Genomic DNA, 19,221 nt, shown 5'->3' on the forward strand with positions numbered 1-19,221 from the left:
CGCATGGAGTACACCGTCCTCGGCTCGCCCGGCGACCGCCGCGTCACCCTGTTCACCGCCGCGTGCCGCGCCGCCGGGCTCCCCGAACCGCACCTGGTCGGCTGGCCGGACGTGCTGCGCGGCGCGCCGCTCCGCATCCCGCCCGGCACGCTCGTCCGCGTCGACTCGCCCGGCGAGAGCCCCGAGGCCGACGCGCTGCTGCGCGGCCCCGGCGACCCGGCGCGCACCGGCGGCGGCGCGGCCTGGCACGCCGCGTTCACCGCCGCGCTCCGCCGCGTCGGGGCCGCCGCCGGCGCCGCCGGGGCGCGGCTCACCCGCGACCCGGACGAAATCGGCGTCATGTTCGACAAGCGCCGCTGCCACGTGCGGCTCGCCGCCGCCGGGGTGCCCGTCCCGGCCGCGCTGCCGGAGGTCACCGGGTACGACGAGCTGCGCGCGGCGATGGACGCGGCGGGGGAGCGGCGCGTGTTCGTCAAGCCCGCGCACGGCTCGTCGGGGTCCGGCGTCGTCGCGCTGCAGGTCGCGCCCGGCCGGATCAAGGCCGTCACGCCGACCGCGCTGACCCCGGACGGCCCCGTCAACTCGCTGCGGCTGCGCACCTACACCACCGAACGCGAGGTCGCCGCGCTGATCGACGCGCTCGCCCCCGACGGGCTGCACGTCGAGCACTGGCTGCCCAAGGCCGCGCTGGACGGGCGGCCGTTCGACCTGCGCGTCGTCGTCGTGCGCGGCGCGCCCACCCACGCGGTCGCGCGCACCGGCTCGGGCCCGCTGACGAACCTGCACCTCGGCGGCGCGCGCGGCGACCTGGCCGCCGTCCGCGACCTGCTCGGCCCGGCCGGGTTCCGCCGCGCGCTGGACGTCTGCGCCGACGCGGCGGCGTGCTTCCCGGGCAGCCCGGTCGCGGGCGTGGACCTGCTCGTCGGCATCGGCGGGCGGCGGCTGGCGGTCGGGGAGGTCAACGCGTTCGGCGACCTGCTGCCGAACCTGGCGGGCCTGCCCGAGGGGCCCGCCGCCGGACTCGACGTCTACACCGCCCAGATCAACGCGGACCGGGAGGCCCTGTGCCGGACATGAACGAGATCGTCGGGACGCACGACATCGTCCTGATCACGCTCGACACCCTGCGCTACGACGTCGCGGCCGAACTCTGCGCGGCGGGCGAGACCCCGAACCTCGCGGCCGTCCTGCCGGGCGGCCGCTGGGAGGAGCGGCACACGCCCGGCAGCTTCACCTACGCCGCGCACGCGGCGATGCTCGCCGGGTTCCTGCCGACCCCGGCCGCGCCCGGCCCGCACCCGCGCCTCTTCGCCGCCGCGTTCCCCGGCAGCGAGACCACCGCGCCCGGCACCTGGACGTTCGACGCGGCCGACCTGCCCGGCGGGCTCGCCGCCGCCGGATACCGGACGGTCTGCGTCGGCGGCGTCGGCTTCTTCAACAACCGCACCGCGCTCGGCTCGGCGCTGCCGTCGCTGTTCCAGGAGGCGCACTGGGAGCCGGAGTTCGGCGTCACCGACCCCGACTCGCTGCGCAACCAGGTCGACCGGATCACCGAGGTGCTGGCGGGGCTCCCGGCGGAGCGGCGGCTGTTCCTGCTGCTCAACGTCGCTGCGCTGCACCAGCCGAACTGGTTCTACCTGCCGGGCGCGACCCGCGCGTCCGGCGACACCCGCGCCAGCCACGCCGCCGCGCTGCGCCGCGCGGACGCCGAGCTGGGCCGCCTGTTCCGGCTGCTGCGGCGGCCGAGTTACGTGATCGTCTGCTCCGACCACGGCACCGCCTACGGCGAGGACGGCCATACCGGGCACCGCCTGGGCCACCCGGTCGTCTGGACCGTTCCATACGGGGAGTTCCCGCTGACATGACCAGCCCCTACCAGTCCTACGTCTACTCGTACCCCCACAAGACGGCGTACCGGCCGCTCGACCCGGCCCCGCCGCTCACCGACGTGTGGGCCGCCGAGGACCGCGACGCGCTGTTCCTCTACCTGCACATCCCGTTCTGCGAGATGCGCTGCGGATTCTGCAACCTGTTCACCCGCACCGGCGCGCCCGAGGAGCTGACCCGCGCCTACCTCGACGCGCTCGACCGCCAGGCCGACGCCGTCGCCGCGGCCCTCGGCCCCGCGACGTTCGCGACCGCCGCGTTCGGCGGCGGCACCCCGACCTACCTCACGGCCGGCGAACTCGACCGCCTCTGCCGCATCGCGGGCCGGTTCGCCGACCTGCGCGCCGTCCCGCTCGGCGTCGAGACGTCCCCGGCCACCGCGACCGCCGACCGGCTCGCCGTCCTCGCCGAACACGGCGCGACCCGCGTGTCCATCGGCGTGCAGAGCTTCCTGGACTCCGAGGCGCGCGCCGCCGTCCGCCCGCAGAAGCGCGCCGAGGTCGAGGCCGCGCTCGGCCGCGTCCGGGACGCCGCGATCGACGTCCTCAACATCGACCTCATCTACGGCATCGACGGCCAGACCCCCGCGACCTGGCGGTACTCCCTCGACGCCGCGCTCGCGTGGCAGCCCGAGGAGATCTACCTGTACCCGCTGTACGTCCGCCCGCTGACGGGCCTCGGGCGGCTCGGCCGGGACTGGGACGACCAGCGGCTGGAGCTGTACCGCCTCGGCCGCGACCACCTGCTCGAACACGGCTACGAGCAGGTCTCGATGCGCATGTTCCGGCGGCCCGGAACCGGCGGCGGCACCGAGTACTGCTGCCAGACCGACGGCATGGTCGGCCTCGGCAGCGGCGCGCGGTCCTACACCGAGGACCTGCACTACTCGTTCGAGTACGCCGTCGAGGCCCGCCACGTCCGCGCGATCATCGACGACTACGTGACCGCCCGCGACTTCTCCACCGCCCGCGTCGGCTTCCGCCTGGACGACGCCGAGCGCCGCCGCCGCCACCTGCTCCAGTCGCTGCTCCAGGCGGACGGCCTCGACCGCGCCGCCTACCGGAAGCGCTTCGGCGCCGACGCGGCCGACGACGCCGACCTCGCTCCCTTCGCCGACCGGGGCTGGCTGGACGAGGCCCCGGACGTCCTCCGGCTGACCCCGGAGGGCCTGGCCCACTCCGACGCGATCGGCCCCGCGCTGTTCACCGGCCGGGTCCGCGCCCTCATGGACGCCTACGAGGCCCGCTGATGGACCATCTCACGATCCTGTACCGCGGTCCGCTCGCGAGCTGCGACTACGACTGCCCGTACTGCCCGTTCGCCAAGCGCCGCGACACCACCGAGCAGTTGCGCGCCGACCGTGCCGCGCTGGAGCGCTTCACCGCGTGGGTCGCGGACTGCGGCCACCCGGTGTCGGTGCTGTTCACGCCGTGGGGCGAGGGGCTCGTCCGGTCCTGGTACCGGCGCGCGCTGACGGAGCTGAGCCATCTGCCGCACGTCGAGCGCGTCGCGATCCAGACGAACCTCAGCCACCGCGTGGACTGGACGGCCGACGCCGACCCGTCCCGCCTCGCGCTCTGGGCCACCTACCACCCGGGCCAGACGCCCTACGACCGCTTCCTGGGCAAATGCCGCGACCTCGCCGAACGCGGGGTGCGGTTCAGCGTCGGGATCGTCGGGCAGCCCGAGCACCTGGCCGCCGCGCGGCGGCTGCGCGCCGACCTGCCGGACGCGGTCTACCTGTGGGTCAACGCCGCCGAGGGCCGTACCTACACCGACGCCGAGGCCGCCGACTGGACGGCGCTGGACCCGCTGTTCCACCACAGCCGCCGCCCGCACCCGAGCCGGGGCCTGCCCTGCCGGACGGGCGACACGGTCGTCTCGGTGGACGGGGACGGGACGGTGCGCCGCTGCCACTTCGTCCCGGCCGTGCTCGGCAACCTCTACGACGGGTCGTTCCGGGCCGCGCTGCGCCCCCGGCCGTGCCCGCTGGAGGTCTGCGACTGCCATATCGGCTATGTCCACCTCGAACCGCTGGGCCTCTACGACGTGTTCGCCGGGGGAGTGCTGGAACGCATTCCGGTGCGCTGAGCCGGGGCCGCGGAATCCGTGCCGGAAAGGGGCGCGGACTCCGCGGCTTCTCCGTCAGCCGTCCGGCGCTGCCGGACGTTTTTCCGGATCGGCGCGAAAAGAAGGTTCCCGCCGACCGGAGGTCGCTGTCCGGATCGCTGAAATTCTCAGCCAACCGGACAATCTTCCCAATTCTTCAATAGCGCGGGGTGTTGTATAGCGTCGAACTCTGCGGTGATTCCGCGAAGCGGTTCGCCGAGGGGAGGTTCCGTGGAATCCGACCGCGCCGCAAACGAGCGAGAAAGGGAAGCCGGAGCGGGACGGTGCCGCTCCGCCGCCGGATCAGGCCGAGCCGAGGCGCCCGTCCTTGATGTCGCAGACCAGCGTCCGCCACGGCAGGCTGCCGACCGCGAGCAGGCCGCCCTCGGGCCGCTTGCTGTCGCGGATCGCCACGCCCGCCGCGTCCCGGCCGACCTCCACGCATTCGGTGGTGCCGCTGTGGGAACTCGTCCGCCACTGGCGGTTCACGTGCTGAACGTCGTTCATTGTGCTCCTCTTTCCGGAGTGTGCCGGTGCGTCGCCGCGATGCTCGCCGCAGGGCTCAGCGCCACGGCCCGCAAATGTTCGAAGACAACTCTATACCTGGCGATGTCCTCTTCCTCTTCGAGGAACACGTCGCCGGCCTGGCTTTCGATGTAGACCGCCTCCGGGCCGACGTGTTCAGGAAAGCGCATCAATGTGAAAGAACCGACAAGTCCCGGATGGGCGCCCGCGTCGAACGGAATGACCTGGAGGGTGATGGACGGCGATTCGGCCGTCGTGCGGAGATGGTCGAGCTGCGTCCGCATCACGTCCGGCCCGCCGACCGGGCGGCGCAGCGCCGCCTCGTCGATGATCGCCCAGAGCCGCAGCGGGCGGTCCCCGGCGAGGACGGCCTGGCGCTTGATCCGCGCCTCGATCCGCCGCTCGATGTCGTCGTCGGCGACCTCCGGCAGCGACCCGCGGGTGACCGCGCGGGCATAGTCCGGTGTCTGCAGGAGCCCCGGAATGTGGAGGCTCTGGTAGGTGAACAGTTCCGTGGCCTCGCTCTCGAACTCGATGTAGGAGGCGTAACGTTCGGGCAGTTCGGAGGCCAGCGTGTGCAGCCAGCTCCGCTGCCGGGCCGCCTTGAGCAGCGCCGTCAGCCCGTTCCGTTCCGGTTCGTCCACCTCGTAGGCGGCCAGCAGGCTCGCCAGGGTGCGCGGCTGCGGGCGGACGCGGGCCGTCTCGATCCGGTACAGGGTCGCGGCGTTGATCCCGGTGCGCTCGGCGACCTCGTCGCGGGTGAGGCCCGCCTCGCGGCGCAGTCGCCGGAGCTCGGCGGCCAAACGCCGCAAACGGGCGGTAGGAGCGGGTTTGCGGGCGGTCATGGCCGACCCTCCTCGGGGGAGATGCAATGAATGTTTCTGCATACCTTGCATTTTTGGCTGGGCGGGGGCACGCTTGGCTCAGCTTGGCACGGTCACGGAGAGAGATCACATGAACGCGCAAGGTTCCTCCGGCCGCCGTGGCCGGAGAACGGGGGGAACGTGGATGTGCGCACAGCGCTCCGTCAGGGGGCGGCGGGCGGGCCGGCCGGCCGGGGGGGACGGCCGGCCCGGGGCGGGACCGCGATGATCGGGACACCGCCCGCGGGCCACGCGGCCCGCACCGCCGCCGGACGGTTCACGCTGACCTTCACACCCGCGGCCCCGGCGATCCGCGTCGCCCGCGAGACCGTCGGCTCCGCGCTGCGCGCGTGGGGGCTGGACGGGCTCGCGGGCGACGCGGAACTGGTCGCGTCCGAGCTGGTCACCAACGCGCTGCGGCACGCCCGGTCGGCGACCGTCGTGCTCACGCGCGGGGTCGGGACGGTCACCCTGGAGGTGATCGACGACGACCCGCACCCGCCGCGCGAGGCGCCGCCCGATCCGTGCGCGACGCACGGGCGCGGGCTGATCATCGTCGGCGCCCTCACGGCGGGCTGGGGCTGGCGGCCCACCGACGACGGCGGCAAGTGCGTCTGGGCGACCTTCGCCCCCGCCGCCTGACCGCCCCGCCGGGCGGACTGCCGGGCGAGGCTGCCGATCGAGCCTGCCGGGCGAGGCTGCGGGTCGGGCCTGCCGGGCAAGGCTGCGGTTCGGGCCTGCCGGTCGGGGCTGTTGGCCGGGCCTGCCGGTCGGGCCGCCGGTCGGCCTGCCGACCGGGCGTGCTGGTCGGACGCGGTGGTCCGGTGACGGGGGTCGGTCCCCGGACCTGCAGGTCGGGCGACCGACCCGCCGGTCCGGTCCGGCGGCCGACCCGCTGACCGCGCGGCGCGTCCAGGGAGGGGGGCGCGCCGCGCTCGCGTGTTCAGACGACCTCGGTCGCGCCGGGCGGCTGCGGAGGCGGCTCGCCCTCCTCCGCCAGGACCGGCGCGGCGACGCGCAGCGTGAGGTAGATCCGGTAGACGACCGCCGTCAGCGGCACGGCGACGACCGCGCCCGCGATCCCCGCGAGCAGCGTGCCCGCCGTGACGGCGACGAGGATCACCGCCGGGTGCAGCCGCAGCGCGCGGCCCATGATCAGCGGCTGCAGCAGGTTGCCCTCGGCCTGCTGCACGCCGATGACGACCGCGATGACCAGCAGCGCGTCGGTGATCCCGTTGCTGACGAACGCGATGATCACCGCCGCCGCGCCCGCGACCGCCGCGCCGACGATCGGCACGAACGCCGCGATGAACGTCAGCAGCGCCAGCGGCGCGGCCAGCGGCACCCCGATGATCACCAGGCCGATGCCGATCCCGGTCGCGTCCACCGCCGCGATGACGACGGTCCCGCGCACGTAGGCGACGAGCGAGTCCCAGCCCGCGCGGGCGGCCAGGTCGGCGCGCGGCCGGACGTGCTCGGGCGTCATCCGCAGCGCCCACTCCCACATCGTGCGGCCGTCCTTCAGCACGAAGAACACGAGCACGAGCGCGAGCGCGGCGGCGGCCAAGCCCTGCGCGGCGGCGGTCGCGCTGGCCGCCGGGTCGGGCGCGGACGCCGTCAGCCGGCGCCGGATCTCGTCCCCGATGACGTCGATGCGGTGCGCGTCGACCGGCACCGGGCCCTTGATCAGGAACTCGCGGATCTTGTCGAGGCCCTGCCCGAGGCCGCGCTGCAGCGCGGGCCACTGCTGGAACGTCTCGTTCCCGATCAGCGCGAGCGGCCCGGTGACGAGCACGACGATCGCGACCACGCCGCCGAGCGCCGCCAGCCACGCCGGGGCCCGCAGCCGCCGCAGCCCCCGCGAGACCGGCATGATCAGCGCCGCCAGCAGCAGCGTCGCGACCAGCGACAGCGTGAGGGACGCCAGCCGGGTCAGCAGCAGCACCACCAGCCACGCCGCGACGGCGAGCACGAGCAGGCACGCGACGGTCAGCGCGGCCGACCGCAGCCCGCGCGGCACGTCACCGCGCGCGTCTTCATGATCACCGCCCGTCACATCGACGGACTACCCGCCCCGCCTCCTCCCGTAACCGCGCCCGCCCCCGCCGCACCGGTAGGCCGGGGGGCCGGTCAGGTCTCGACCTTCGGGCGGTACTCGTCGGCGGTCAGGCCGAACGTCCACGCGACGCCCTCGCGGGCGGTGCGGGTCGAGGGCGGGACGCGCAGGTAGTACGTGCGGTACGTGCCGTCCGGTTCGGGGGTGGAGTTCACGACCTCGACCATGACGACCGGCTCGTCGCCGTTCATCTCGATCCGCCAGAGCACGCCGGTCTCGTCGCGGTGCTTCGGCTCCGCGCCGACCTCGGCGAGGAAGCGGTCGTAGCCGTAGATCTCCAGCATGACGCGGCGCAGCTCGGCGTTCTGCTCGGCGCCGATCCGCTCCGCCGTGAGGTCGTGCAGCGAGGCGACGAAGTCGGGCGGGATCGGCATGCCGCGCCAGGCGTGCAGCGCGAACCCGTCCGGCCAGGCCAGCGCGGGCCCGTCGCCCCGGTGCAGGCGGCCGTTCTCGTCGCGGTGCAGGTCGACGGGCCGCTCCGACATGATCACGAGTTTCTCGTACGGCCACCACCAGCCCGCCGACCGCGCCGCCTCCGCGACGCCGCGCAGCCGCTCCAACCGTCCGACCAGGTCGAACATGATGAGCCAGCCCGCGTCGCACTGCCCGAACACCGCGTCCAGCGTGACGGCCCGCAGCGTGCGCTCCAGGCCCGGCGCGCGTTCGCCGATCGCGTCGCGGACGCGGGAGACGATGTCCTGCGCGGGCCCGAACAGCAGCCGCGCGGACAGCGACCACGCCTGCGCCCAGCGGTCGACGCCCAACTCGGCGTAGGCGTCCGCGCGGGCCTTCTCCCACGGGGCCGTCCGCACGGCGTCGCGGACGGACGCGCCCGCCGCGGGCAGCTCGGGGACGGTGAGCCCGGCGGCGGCCAGCTCGTCGCCGTGCCCGGCGAGCGCGGCGGCGGCGACCGCCCCGGCCAGCGGCGAGCCCACCCAGACGAACGCCTCGGGCGCGGGCAGCCCGGCGGCCGCGTACGCGGCGGCGACGCCCGCCTCGGCGCGCGCCCGGTCGGCGGGCCCGGTCGCGAACGCGGTGGACTCCCACTCCAGCAGCAGCGCGGCCCGGTCGAGCCCGGCCGGGGGAACGTACTCGGGAACGGCCATCAGTCCGCCACCACCCGCACCGCGCCGGGCACGTACTCGCGCTGCCGCACGACCCGGTACCAGCCCTTGGGCAGCGAGATCGCGGCGTGCTCCTCGTGCGCGAGCCGCCCGCCGGACGGCAGCCACAGGTGGTCGGCGGTGAGCGGGTCGGGGTCGCACCGCAGCTCGCCGGGGGCGGTGAGCGCGTGCGCGTGCCCGGTGGCCTCGCCGAGCGCCAGGACCATCCGGCCCCGGCCGTCGCGCGGCGTGGGGGGCAGGGCGCGGACGGAGGCGGGCACCGCGTCCTCCGCGACGGGAACGATGAGGATGTCTCCCTGTCGGTACATGCGGCGAACGTAACCGCCGCCACCGACAGAACCGCCCCGCGCCGGGAACGCCCAGGTCAGAAGCCCCGTGCTTAGAAACCCCGTGCTTAGAAACCCCGCGTCCGGCGGGCGGCGGGGCGCGCGCCCCGCCCGGACACGCCCATCCCGACCCGCTGGAACGCCCGGACCAGCTCCCCGCCGAGGTTGACGCCCGCCGCCAGCGCGAGCGCCACCGACAGCGCCCCGACCAGGCTCAGCGCCCCGCCCGCCGCGTCACCGGTGTTCAGCTCGACCATGCCCTTGTAGAGCAGCGTGCCCGGGAGCAGCGGCGAGATCGCCGGGACGACGTACGGCAGCGACGGCGCCTGCCTTCGCCGCGCGTACAAGCTCCCCGCGAGACCGATGACGACGGCCGAAACGCCAGCCGCGAGTACCGGTGCGAGATCGAGATGCAAGAGGGACACGTAGATCATCCAGATCAGCGCGCCCCCGACCGCCGCCGGGGCGAGCACCGCACGCGGCACCGCCAGCGTGATCGCGAACGTGATGGCGACCCCGGCCGCCGCGACTACCCGTACCGGTTCCAGCAGCGCGGGGGAGGACGGCAGATCCCCCAACTCGACCTGCACCCCCGCGTACACCGCGAGGTACACCACCGCCCCGAGCCCCGCCACGATCGCCGTGATGATGAAGAAGACTTCCAGCAGCCGCGCCCCGGCGCTGACGAGGTCACCGGTGATCCCGTCCTGGATGCTCGCCACGAGCGGACGTCCGGGCAGCAGCGCCAGAATCGCACCGGTGACGATCGTGGAAGCGCGCCCCGGACTCCCCAGCGCGACGACGATCACCGCCGCCGAGGCGCCGATCCCCGCGGCGACCGCGAGCTGGAAGAACTCCGCGATACCGCGCCGGGCCAGCGCGGCGGCGGTCCGGTCGCCGAGGACCGTCGCGACGAACGCGGTCACCGCGACGATCGGCCCGCCGCCGCCCAGCACGCCCGCCGACGCGGCGATGAGCCCGAGCCCGACGACCAGCAGCCACGGCGGGTAGGGCGCGCGGCCCCGCTTGATCGCCGCGATCTCCGCGTGCGCGCCGTCCAGGTCCAGCATCCCGATCGACGCCTGCTGGACGAGGTCGTGGAGCCGGGTGAGCCGCCAGTACGCCGGGGTGCGGCGGCGGATGGCGCGCGATCCGGTGACCGGGTGCGCGCCGCCGCCGGGGTGCGCGGAGACCAGCAGGCTCGTGAACGTGACCTGCACTTCGCAGCGCGGGATCTCGTAGGCGACGGCGAGGCTCAGCATGGCCTCGTTGACGCGCTCGGTGGACTCGCCGGACGCCAGCAGCAGTTCGCCGACGCGCAGGACGAGGTCGATGGCGCGGGGATCGACGGCGTCGCCGGGTTCGTCCTCGGGGACCTCGGGCGGTGCCGCGTCCATCAGTGCCCGCCAGCCGCGCAGCAAGCGCTCGGTCCCGCGCCCCATTCCCGACGTGTCCTCCGATCCCGGTATGCCGATCTTGAACGCAGGCTACCCGCCGTGTCCGGTCGCTACCCCGGACGGCCCTCCGGGTTTTCCACAGGCCCGGCGTCCGGGTGCGGAGCGTCGGCGGGGGCTGGTAGCAAGGACGGGTGACGACCCACGAGGACACCACCGCCGCGCCCGACGCCCTCCGCGACGAGGCCGAGGGCTGCCTGCGCGCGCTCGCCGGGGAGCGCGCGCGCCTGCGCGAGGACCAGTGGACGGCGATCCGCGCGCTGGTGGTCGAACGCCGCCGCGCGCTCGTCGTGCAGCGCACCGGCTGGGGCAAGTCGGCGGTGTACTTCGTCGCGACGCGGCTGCTGCGCTCGCGCGGCGCGGGCCCGACCGTCATCGTGTCGCCGCTGCTGGCGCTGATGCGCAACCAGATCGAGGCGGCCGAGCGCGCGGGCATCCGCGCCGCGACGGTCAACTCCGCCAACACCGACGACTGGGAGGCGGTGTTCGCCGACGTCTCCGCGGGCGCGGTGGACGTCCTGCTCGTCAGCCCCGAACGGCTCAACAACCCCGACTTCCGCGACCTGGTCCTGCCCAAGCTCGCGGCGGGTGCGGGCCTGGTCGTGGTGGACGAGGCGCACTGCATCTCCGACTGGGGCCACGACTTCCGGCCCGACTACCGGCGGCTGCGGACGCTGCTGGCCGACCTGCCGCCGGGCGTGCCCGTCCTGGCGACGACGGCCACCGCCAACGCGCGCGTCACCGCCGACGTCGCCGAGCAGCTCGACGGCGACGCGCTCGTCCTGCGCGGCCCGCTCGAACGGGACTCGCTGCACCTGTCCGTCGTGGCGCTGCCCGAGGCGGAGGAACGCGTCGCCTGGCTGGGGGAGAACCTGGACGCGCTGCCGGGCTCCGGGATCGTCTACACGCTGACCGTCGCCGCCGCGCACGAGATCGCGGGCTACCTGGCCGACCGGGGCTTCGCCGTCGCCGCCTACTCCGGGCAGACCGAGCCCGCCGAACGCCTCGCCGCCGAACGCGACCTGCGCGACAACCGGCTGAAGGCCCTGGTCGCGACGTCCGCGCTCGGCATGGGCTTCGACAAGCCCGACCTCGGGTTCATCGTCCACGTCGGCGCGCCGCAGTCCCCGGTCGCGTACTACCAGCAGATCGGGCGCGCGGGGCGCGGCGTGGACCGCGCGGAGGTCGTCCTGCTCCCCGGCCGGGAGGACCGGGAGATCTGGGCGTACTTCGCGAGCCTGGCGTTCCCCCCGGAACCCGTCGTGCGCGCGACGCTGGAGGCGCTGGACGCGGCGGGCCGCCCGCTGTCCACCGGCGCGCTCGAACCGCGCGTCGACCTCAGCCGGTCGCGGCTGGAGATGATGCTCAAGGTCCTCGACGTGGACGGCGCGGTCCGCCGCGTCAAGGGCGGCTGGGAGTCCACCGGGCGGCCCTGGGAGTACGACCGCGCGCGCTACGAGCGGGTCCGCGCCGAACGCGAGCGCGAGCAGCGCGCGATGCTGGAGTACATCGCGACGGACGGCTGCCGCGAGGAGTTCCTGCGCCGCCGCCTCGACGACGACGCCGCCACGCCGTGCGGGCGCTGCGACAACTGCACCGGGCGGCGGCGCACCGCCTCGGTCAGCGCGGCGGGCGCGGCGGCGGCCCGCGACCGGCTGCACCGGCCCGGCGTGGACGTCGCGCCGCGCCGCATGTGGCCGACCGGAGTCAAGGACGACCTCGGCGTCGCCGGCCGCCTCGCCCCCGGCGACCTCGCCGAGACCGGCCGCGCCCTCGGCCGCCTCACCGACATCGGCTGGGGCAACCGGCTGCGCGACCTGCTCGCGCCCGGCGCGCCCGACGCCGACGTCCCGGCCGGCATGGTGAACGCCGTGGTGAAGGTCCTCGCCGCGTGGGACTGGGAGCGCCGCCCCGCCGCCGTCGTCGGAATCGGCTCCCGCACCCGGCCGCGCCTGGTGGGGAGCCTCGCGCGGCGCATCGCCGAGATCGGCCGCCTGCCGTTCCTCGGGGAGTTCGTCCCGCTGGGCGAACCGGCGCCGCGCCGCCACAACAGCGCGCAGCGGCTCCGCTCGGTGTGGAACGCCCTGTCCCTGCCCGACGAGGTCGCGGCGGCCGTCCGCGACGCGGACGGCCCGATCCTCCTGGTGGACGACCAGGCCGACACCGGCTGGACCCTCACGGTCGCGTCCCGCGAACTCCGCCGCGCGGGCGCCCCGGCGGTGCTGCCGCTGGTCCTGGCCGTCCCCAACTGAAACGCCCGGCGCGGCGGGCGGACGGTCCGCCCCGCGTGCGACGCGAGCGAACGAGCCCCGGCGGCGCCGGGAAGGGTCAGGTGATGGGGTTGTTCTGAACGTCGAGGGAGGGGCGGGCGCCGAGGTGCTTCATCGCCTGGACGGCCAGGCGGCAGCCCGCGTTCAGGGCCTCCGCCGGGGGCTTGCCGTCCAGCCACGGCGGCAGGAACCCGGCGATGAACGCGTCGCCCGCGCCGGTGCCGTCCACGATCTTGTCGATCGGCTCGGCGGCGACGGTGACCGGCTCGGGGCGGCCGTTGGTGTACCACAGCGCGCCGTCCGCGCCGATCTTGATGACGACCTGCGGGTACCAGGCGGTGAGCACCTTGGCGGCCTGCTCGGGGGAGTCGCGGCCGGTCAGCACCTCGGCCTCGTCGGCGTTGAGGACGAGCAGCCGCGCGCCCTGCGTCCACTCCAGGAACGGCTCCGCGCCGATCCGCTTGAGCGGCGCGGACGACCCGGCGTCCACCGAGATCGACATCTTGGCCTTGCGGGCGGTCTCCAGCGCGTGGACGGCGGCCTTGCGCGACCCCTCGTTCAGCAGCGAGTAGCCCGAGACGTGCAGGTGGGTGCCCTGCGCGAACAGCTCGCGGGACCGGTCGACGTCCTCGACCAGCAGCGCGGCGTTGGCGCCGGGGTCCGACAGCATGGTGCGGTCGCCCTTGTGGGTGACCATGACGACGCACGTGCCGGTGGGCCGCTCGGGGTCGCGGATGAGGCGGACGTCCACGCCGTAGCCCATCAGCTCCATGTCGCGGTTGCGGCCGAGGATGTCGGACCCGCACCGGCCGATGAACGCGACCTGCACGCCGTCCACGGCGAGCCAGGACGCCACGTTGGCGCCCGAGCCGCCGCCGTGGGTCGTCACGGCGGCCGGCGTGTCGCTGCCCTTGGCGAGGGGGAACGCGGCACGCGCCACGGTGTCAGTCATCAAGTCGCCAACCACGACCACGCGCGTCATGGGAGTCATCACCTCGATCAACGGCCCGCGTGAGCGGCGTACTGGGCGTGTGCTCGACCGTAACAGCTCCGGCGCTTCGATTAGGTCTCGAACGCGCAGCGAAAACGGGGAACGCGGTCTTTTTCCCCGGTGCGGCCCGTGCGGGCCGGTGTCATACCCTCGGGTACGTGACCGAGGCGTATCCGGACCATTGGGAGGCCGACGTCCTGCTGACGGACGGCGGGACGGCGCATCTGCGCCCCATCCGGAGCGGGGACGCCGAGCTGCTGCGCGAGTTCTACGCGCGCCTCTCGCCCGAGACGATCTACTACCGGTTCTTCTCGCCCCGCCCCCGGCTGAGCGACCGTGAGATCGCTCACTTCACGACCGTCGACCACGTGAACCGCGTCGCGCTGATCGCGACGATCGGCGGGCGGATGGTCGCGGTGGTCCGCTACGAGCGGTTGAAGGACCGCCCGAACACGGCCGAGGTGGCGTTCCTCGTCGAGGACGCGCACCAGGGCCGGGGCCTCGGCGCGGTGCTGCTGGAGCACATCGCGGCGGCGGCGCGGGAGCGGCGGCTGGACCGGTTCGTCGCGAGCGTCCTGCCCGACAACCGGCGGATGACGCGGGTGTTCCGGGAGGTCGGCTACCGGGCCGAGCAGCGGTTCGAGGACGGCGTGATCGAACTCGTCCTGGACCTGGAGCCGACCGAGACGTCGGTGGAGGTCATGGCGGCCCGCGAGCACCGCGCGGAGTCCCGGTCGATCCAGCGGCTGCTGACGCCCCGGTCGGTGGCGGTGATCGGCGCGAGCCGGTCGGAGCACACGGTCGGGCACACGGTGCTGCGGAACCTGCTGGCGGGGGACTTCACCGGGCCGGTGTACCCGGTCCATCCGACGGCGACGGCGGTCGCGGGCGTCCGGGCGTACCGGTCGGTGCTGGACATCCCCGACGACGTGGACCTCGCGGTGGTCGCGGTGCGCGCCCCGTCCGTCCACGAGGTCGTGGAGCAGTGCGCCGGCAAGGGCGTCCACGGGCTGGTCGTGGTGTCGTCGGGGTTCGGCGAGACGGGCCCGGACGGCCGCGCCCGGCAGGAGGAACTCGTCCGCCTCGCCCGCGCGTACGGGATGCGCGTCGTCGGCCCCAACTGCCTCGGCATCGCCAACACCGACCCCGGCGTCGGCCTGAACGCCACGCTCGCCCCGACGATGCCGGGCCGCGGGCCGGTCGGGTTCTTCTCGCAGTCCGGCGCGCTCGGCATCGCGATCCTGCAGCGCACCGCCGAGCGCGGCCTGGGCCTGTCCACGTTCGTGTCGGCGGGCAACCGCGCGGACGTCTCCGGCAACGACCTCATGCAGTACTGGGAGGAGGACGAGGGCACCCGCGCCGTCCTGCTCTACCTGGAGTCGCTGGGCAACCCCCGCAAGTTCACCCGGCTCGCGCGGCGGCTGTCGCGGCGCAAGCCGATCGTCGCGGTGAAGAGCGGACGCAGCACGCAGGGCGTCCCGCTCGGGCACGCGGCGTCGGCGCTGAGCCTGCCCGACCACGCGGTCAGCGCGCTGTTCGCGCAGGCCGGGGTGATCCGGGTGGAGGACCTGTCGGAGCTGTTCGACGTCGCGCAGCTCCTGGCGTACCAGCCGCTGCCCGGGGGCGACCGCGTCGCGATCATCGACAACTCCGACTCGCTGGGCCTGCTCGCGCACGACGCGGCGGTCGCGGCCGGGTTGCAGGTGCGTCCGCCGGTGGACCTCGGGCCGGTCGCGGGCGCGGCCGAGTACGAGGAGGCGCTGGCGCGGGCGCTGGCCGACCCGGCGGTGGACGCGGTCGTCGCGCTGTTCACCCCGCCGACGATCGGCGGCTACGACGTGTCGGTGCCGGAGAAGATCCTGCGGCTGGCCGAGCGCTCGGGCAAGCCGATCGTGGCGACGTACCTGGGCGCCAAGGGCATGCCCGCCGAGCTGCGCGTCACCGGGCCGGACGGGGCGGCCGCCGCCGGTTCGGTGCCGTCCTACCCGGCCCCCGAGGACGCGGTGCGCGCGCTGGCCTACGCCATCCGGTACGCGCAGTGGCGGCGGCGCCCACCGGGGCGGCTCCCGGAGATCGTCGGCGCGGACCGGCGGCGCGCCCGCGCGCTCGTCGAGGAGTGGCTGGGCGACGGGGGGCCGGTCGAGGCGAGCGCGGCGCAGGCCGCCGAGCTGCTGGCGTGCTACGGCGTCGAGGTCGGCGGCCCGGACGGCGCCGACGACGCGGCGGGCGTCGCGACGCGGATCGTCTCGCTGGAGGACCCGTCGTTCGGCGCGGTCATCTCCTTCGGCCTCGCCGACGAGACCGCCGCGCTGCTGGACGACCGCGCCTACCGGCTGGCCCCGCTCACCGACGTGGAGGCCGCCGGGATCGTCCGCGCGGTCCGCACCGCGCCGCTGCTGCTCGGGCACCGGGGCGCGGAGCCGGTGGACGTCGCGGCGCTGGAGGCGCTGCTGCTGCGCGTCTCCCGGCTGGCCGACGACCTGCCGGAGGTGGCGCGGCTGGCGCTGTCGCCGGTGCTGGCGCGGACGTCGGGGACGTCGGTGCGCGGCGTGGAGCTGCGGCTGGCGCGTCCCGTCGGCCCGCGCCCCGAACTCGGCCCGCGCCGCCTGCGCTAGGACGGCGGGGGCGGCGGCCCCGGTCTGGGCGTCGGCGGGATCGGCGGGATCGGGTCGGGCTCGGGCGACGGCGGTCCGGGCGGCGGCATCGGCGGCCGGGGTGGGGGAGCGGGCTCCGGCGACGGCGGGACGGGCGACGGCGGGGGCGGCGCGGGGTCCGGTCCGGGCGGCGGGATCGGCGGCGGCGTCGGCAGCGGTTCACGATCGTCGTGCTTCATGCGGATCTGTTACCCCATCTCGGGCGGAACGACCATGCGCCGCGTACGGGCTCATGTGCGCCCCCGGCCCCGACAGGGCAGGATGGGGGCCATGAGGGAAACCCGAGCGACGTCTGAGGGGTTGCGCACGGCCATCGAGCGCAGCGGTTACTACCCGGCCCTGGTCGCGGACGCGGTCGAGTCGGCGATCGGCGACGAGCGGGTGCTCGCCTACGTCATCCACCACGAGGCGACGTTCGACCCCGCGATGGAGGTCCGGCGGCACGTGACCGTCCTGGTGCTGTCGCCGACGCGGCTGCTGGTGTGCCACACCGACGAGCACCCGCCCGGCGAGGGCATCGCGCAGCCGCACGCCTCCACCACCACCGAGGCGGTGAAGATCGAGCGGGTCCAGTCCGTCGCGGTCACCCGCGTCGTGCCCGACCCGGCGTCGTACGTGCCCGGCACGCAGCCCACCGAGGTCGTCCTGACGATCGGCTGGGGCGCCATCGCCCACGTCGACCTGGAGCCCGCGACCTGCGGCGACGAGAACTGCGAGGCCGACCACGGCTACACCGGCAGCGTCACCGCCGACGACCTGTCGCTGCGCGTCAGCGAGGCCGCGGACGGCGCGGACGCGGTCGCGCAGGTCCTGGCCTTCGCCGAGGCGCTGTCGTCGGCGACGTCGGCGGGATGAGCGGGGGCGCGCCGCCGGTCCCCCGGTACGGGCGGTCGGCGCTGGCGGACCTGCCCGAGTCGGCGCTGGCGTCGCTGGGCGTGCCCGGCGCGGCCAACGCGCTCGGGCTGGCCGAGACGCGGCGCGTCTGCCTGCTGCTGGTGGACGGGCTCGGCTGGGAGCAGTTGCGCGCCCATCCCGGGCACGCGCCGTTCCTGACGTCGCTCGGCGGGCGTCCGCTCACCGCGGGCTTCCCCGCGACGACCGTCGCCAGCCTCGGCTCGTTCGGCACCGGCCTGCCGCCCGGCGGGCACGGGCTGCTCGGCCTCCAGGTCGCCGTGGACGGCGGCACGCGGCTGCTCAACCTGCTGCGCTGGAACGCCGACGACACGGACCCGGCCGAGTTCCAGCCCGCGCCGACCGCGTACGAGCGGGCGCGGGCCGCCGGGATCACCGCGACGTACGTCGGCGCCGGGCTGTACCGGAACAGCGCGCTCAGCCGCGCGACGGCGCGCGGCGCGGACTACGTCGGCGCGGACGCGCTCGGCCAGCTCGTCGCGGCGGCCGGGCGGGCGATGCGCGCGGGCGACCGCTCGTACACGACCGTCTACCACCCCGATCTGGACTCCACCGGGCACCGGTTCGGCGTCGCGTCCGCCGACTGGCGCGACCAGCTCCGGTTCGTGGACCTGCTCGCCGAACGGCTCGCCGCCGTCCTGCCGCCCGGCGCGGCGCTGCACGTCACGGCCGACCACGGCATGACCGACCCGGTCGAGCGCATCGACCTGGACGCCGACGCGGAGCTGTCGGCGGGCGTGGCGCTGCTCGGCGGCGACGCGCGCTCCCGGTACGCGTACTGCGCGCCCGGCGCGCGCGACGACGTCCTGGCCGCGTGGCGCGAACGGCTCGGCGGCACGTGCTGGGTCCGGTCGCGGGACGAGGCCGTCGCCGAGGGCTGGTTCGGGCCGCTCGCGCCCGGGATGGCCGAGCGGATCGGGGACGTCGTCGCGGTCCCGCACGCCGACGTCGCGCTGGTCGCGTCCGAGCGGGAGCCGTGGCTGGCCGGGATGGTCGGGATGCACGGCTCGCTCGTCCCGGCCGAGCAGCTCGTTCCGCTGGTGAGCGTCACCGGCGCGGGGGCCGCGTAGGTGATCACGATTGGTCCGGGTTAGGCTACGGACCGTGACGCATCTGGACACACCCTTCACGTCCGGGCGGCGCGCCGGTCAGACTGACGTCGTGCAGCCTCTCATCGACGTCGGCACGCTGGCCCGCCGGCTCTACCGCGAACCGGCGCCCGTCCTGCTGGACGTCCGGTGGAACCTCGCCGGGCCGCCGGGCGTCGAGGCGTACCGGCGCGGGCACCTGCCGGGCGCGGTGTTCGTCGACCTCGACCGCGACGTCGCGGGGGAGCCGGGCGCGGGCGGGCGGCATCCGCTGCCCGAGCCCGCCGCGTTCCAGGACGCGATGCGCCGCGCGGGGGTCCGCGCCGACCGCACCGTCGTCGTCTACGACGAGTCCGACTCCACCGCCGCCGCGCGGCTGTGGTGGACGCTGCGCTACTTCGGCCACGACGACGTGCGGGTGCTGGACGGCGGGTTCCGCGCCTGGTCGGGCGCGGGCCGTCCGGTCACCGCCGACGAACCCGCGCCGGAATCCGGCGACTTCACGGCCCGGCCCGGCGGGATGCCGCTGCTGGACGCCGAGGGCGCGGCGGCCGTCGCCCGCGAGGGCGTCCTGCTGGACGCGCGCGCCGCCGAGCGCTACCGGGGCGAGACCGAGCCGGTCGACCCGGTCGCGGGCCGCATCCCCGGCGCGGTGAACGCCCCGACGCTCGGCAACGTGGACGGCGAGGGCCGGTTCCTGCCGTCGCTGGCGCTCCGCGAGCGGTTCGCGGCGGCGGGCGCGACGGACGCCCTGGACGTCGGCTGCTACTGCGGGTCGGGCGTCACGGCGGCGCACCAGATCCTCGCGCTGACGCTGGCGGGGGTTCCGGCGGCGCTGTACGTGGGGTCGTGGTCGGAGTGGATCACCGACCCGTCCCGGCCGACCGCCGCGGGCTAGCCGG

18 protein-coding genes are annotated in these 19,221 nt (G+C 75.3%); 10 read left to right on the top strand and 8 right to left on the bottom strand.

The window, feature by feature from the left end:
• Positions 1-3 precede the first annotated feature (3 nt).
• Genes G339_RS0111025 through G339_RS0111040 form a run of 4 tightly spaced genes read left to right on the top strand, consistent with a single transcriptional unit; the run spans position 4 to position 3,978 of the window.
• The gene (locus G339_RS0111025; RefSeq protein WP_019631138.1) at positions 4-1,077 is read left to right on the top strand and encodes an STM4014 family protein; all 1,074 of its coding nucleotides are present in this window, start codon (positions 4-6) and stop codon (positions 1,075-1,077) included.
• A complete protein-coding gene (locus tag G339_RS0111030; RefSeq protein WP_033322923.1) occupies positions 1,074-1,865 on the top strand; it encodes an STM4013/SEN3800 family hydrolase in 792 nt (263 codons plus the stop codon). Before G339_RS0111025 ends, G339_RS0111030 begins: the two co-directional genes overlap by 4 nt.
• Entirely contained in the window at positions 1,862-3,136 is a 1,275-nt protein-coding gene (locus G339_RS0111035; protein WP_019631140.1) for an STM4012 family radical SAM protein, read from the top strand. Before G339_RS0111030 ends, G339_RS0111035 begins: the two co-directional genes overlap by 4 nt.
• Positions 3,136-3,978: an STM4011 family radical SAM protein gene (locus G339_RS0111040; RefSeq protein WP_019631141.1), complete on the top strand. Its 843-nt coding sequence runs from the start codon at positions 3,136-3,138 to the stop codon at positions 3,976-3,978. The genes G339_RS0111035 and G339_RS0111040 overlap by 1 nt, the downstream gene beginning before the upstream one ends.
• 321 nt (positions 3,979-4,299) lie before the next feature.
• On the opposite strand, the gene G339_RS0111050 is transcribed toward G339_RS0111040, so the two are convergent.
• Both G339_RS0111050 and G339_RS0111055 read right to left on the bottom strand, forming a co-directional pair.
• The gene (locus G339_RS0111050; RefSeq protein ID WP_019631142.1) at positions 4,300-4,503 is read right to left on the bottom strand and encodes a DUF397 domain-containing protein; all 204 of its coding nucleotides are present in this window, start codon (positions 4,501-4,503) and stop codon (positions 4,300-4,302) included.
• On the bottom strand, positions 4,500-5,366 hold the full coding sequence (locus tag G339_RS0111055) for a helix-turn-helix domain-containing protein (protein ID WP_019631143.1): 867 nt from the start codon (positions 5,364-5,366) through the stop codon (positions 4,500-4,502). Before G339_RS0111055 ends, G339_RS0111050 begins: the two co-directional genes overlap by 4 nt.
• Before the next feature lie 243 nt (positions 5,367-5,609).
• On the opposite strand from G339_RS0111055, the gene G339_RS0111060 reads away from it, so the two are divergent.
• Positions 5,610-6,026 (top strand): ATP-binding protein, encoded by a 417-nt coding sequence (locus G339_RS0111060; protein ID WP_019631144.1) that lies wholly within the window; start codon positions 5,610-5,612, stop codon positions 6,024-6,026.
• A gap of 301 nt (positions 6,027-6,327) precedes the next feature.
• On the opposite strand, the gene G339_RS0111065 is transcribed toward G339_RS0111060, so the two are convergent.
• From G339_RS0111065 to G339_RS0111080, 4 genes are all read right to left on the bottom strand, one after another.
• Entirely contained in the window at positions 6,328-7,440 is a 1,113-nt protein-coding gene (locus G339_RS0111065; RefSeq protein WP_240489788.1) for an AI-2E family transporter, read from the bottom strand.
• Between the two features lie 74 nt (positions 7,441-7,514).
• The gene (locus tag G339_RS0111070) at positions 7,515-8,606 is read right to left on the bottom strand and encodes a DUF6745 domain-containing protein (RefSeq protein WP_019631146.1); all 1,092 of its coding nucleotides are present in this window, start codon (positions 8,604-8,606) and stop codon (positions 7,515-7,517) included.
• Positions 8,606-8,932, bottom strand: coding sequence for a hypothetical protein (locus tag G339_RS0111075; protein WP_019631147.1), 327 nt, complete (start codon positions 8,930-8,932; stop codon positions 8,606-8,608). Before G339_RS0111075 ends, G339_RS0111070 begins: the two co-directional genes overlap by 1 nt.
• An 86-nt stretch (positions 8,933-9,018) precedes the next feature.
• On the bottom strand, positions 9,019-10,392 hold the full coding sequence (locus G339_RS0111080; RefSeq protein ID WP_019631148.1) for a threonine/serine exporter family protein: 1,374 nt from the start codon (positions 10,390-10,392) through the stop codon (positions 9,019-9,021).
• A 146-nt stretch (positions 10,393-10,538) separates the two neighbouring features.
• On the opposite strand from G339_RS0111080, the gene G339_RS0111085 reads away from it, so the two are divergent.
• A complete protein-coding gene (locus G339_RS0111085; protein ID WP_019631149.1) occupies positions 10,539-12,656 on the top strand; it encodes a RecQ family ATP-dependent DNA helicase in 2,118 nt (705 codons plus the stop codon).
• Positions 12,657-12,732: 76 nt separating this feature from the next.
• Here the strand turns inward: G339_RS0111085 and G339_RS0111090 are convergent, their stop codons facing one another.
• A complete protein-coding gene (locus tag G339_RS0111090) occupies positions 12,733-13,656 on the bottom strand; it encodes a carbohydrate kinase family protein (protein WP_019631150.1) in 924 nt (307 codons plus the stop codon).
• 167 nt (positions 13,657-13,823) lie between these two features.
• Here G339_RS0111090 and G339_RS0111095 point away from each other — a divergent pair, with 167 nt between their 5' ends.
• Positions 13,824-16,280 carry a bifunctional acetate--CoA ligase family protein/GNAT family N-acetyltransferase gene (locus G339_RS0111095; RefSeq protein WP_019631151.1) on the top strand — a complete coding sequence of 819 codons (2,457 nt, stop codon included), beginning with the start codon at positions 13,824-13,826 and terminating at the stop codon, positions 16,278-16,280.
• Here G339_RS0111095 and G339_RS37650 read toward each other — a convergent pair.
• Positions 16,277-16,498, bottom strand: coding sequence for a hypothetical protein (locus G339_RS37650; protein ID WP_084693203.1), 222 nt, complete (start codon positions 16,496-16,498; stop codon positions 16,277-16,279). The two genes, G339_RS0111095 and G339_RS37650, sit on opposite strands and share 4 nt — an antisense overlap.
• A 91-nt stretch (positions 16,499-16,589) precedes the next feature.
• Between G339_RS37650 and G339_RS0111100 the strand changes: the two genes are divergently transcribed.
• The 3 genes from G339_RS0111100 (at position 16,590) to G339_RS0111110 (ending at position 19,217) form a co-directional block, all read left to right on the top strand.
• On the top strand, positions 16,590-17,174 hold the full coding sequence (locus G339_RS0111100; protein WP_026341344.1) for a DUF5998 family protein: 585 nt from the start codon (positions 16,590-16,592) through the stop codon (positions 17,172-17,174).
• On the top strand, positions 17,171-18,301 hold the full coding sequence (locus G339_RS0111105) for an alkaline phosphatase family protein (RefSeq protein ID WP_019631153.1): 1,131 nt from the start codon (positions 17,171-17,173) through the stop codon (positions 18,299-18,301). The genes G339_RS0111100 and G339_RS0111105 overlap by 4 nt, the downstream gene beginning before the upstream one ends.
• A 91-nt stretch (positions 18,302-18,392) precedes the next feature.
• A complete protein-coding gene (locus tag G339_RS0111110; protein WP_019631154.1) occupies positions 18,393-19,217 on the top strand; it encodes a sulfurtransferase in 825 nt (274 codons plus the stop codon).
• The last annotated feature ends 4 nt before the right edge of the window (positions 19,218-19,221 follow it).

Source organism: Actinomadura atramentaria DSM 43919 (assembly GCF_000381885.1).
GTDB lineage: Bacteria > Actinomycetota > Actinomycetes > Streptosporangiales > Streptosporangiaceae > Spirillospora > Spirillospora atramentaria.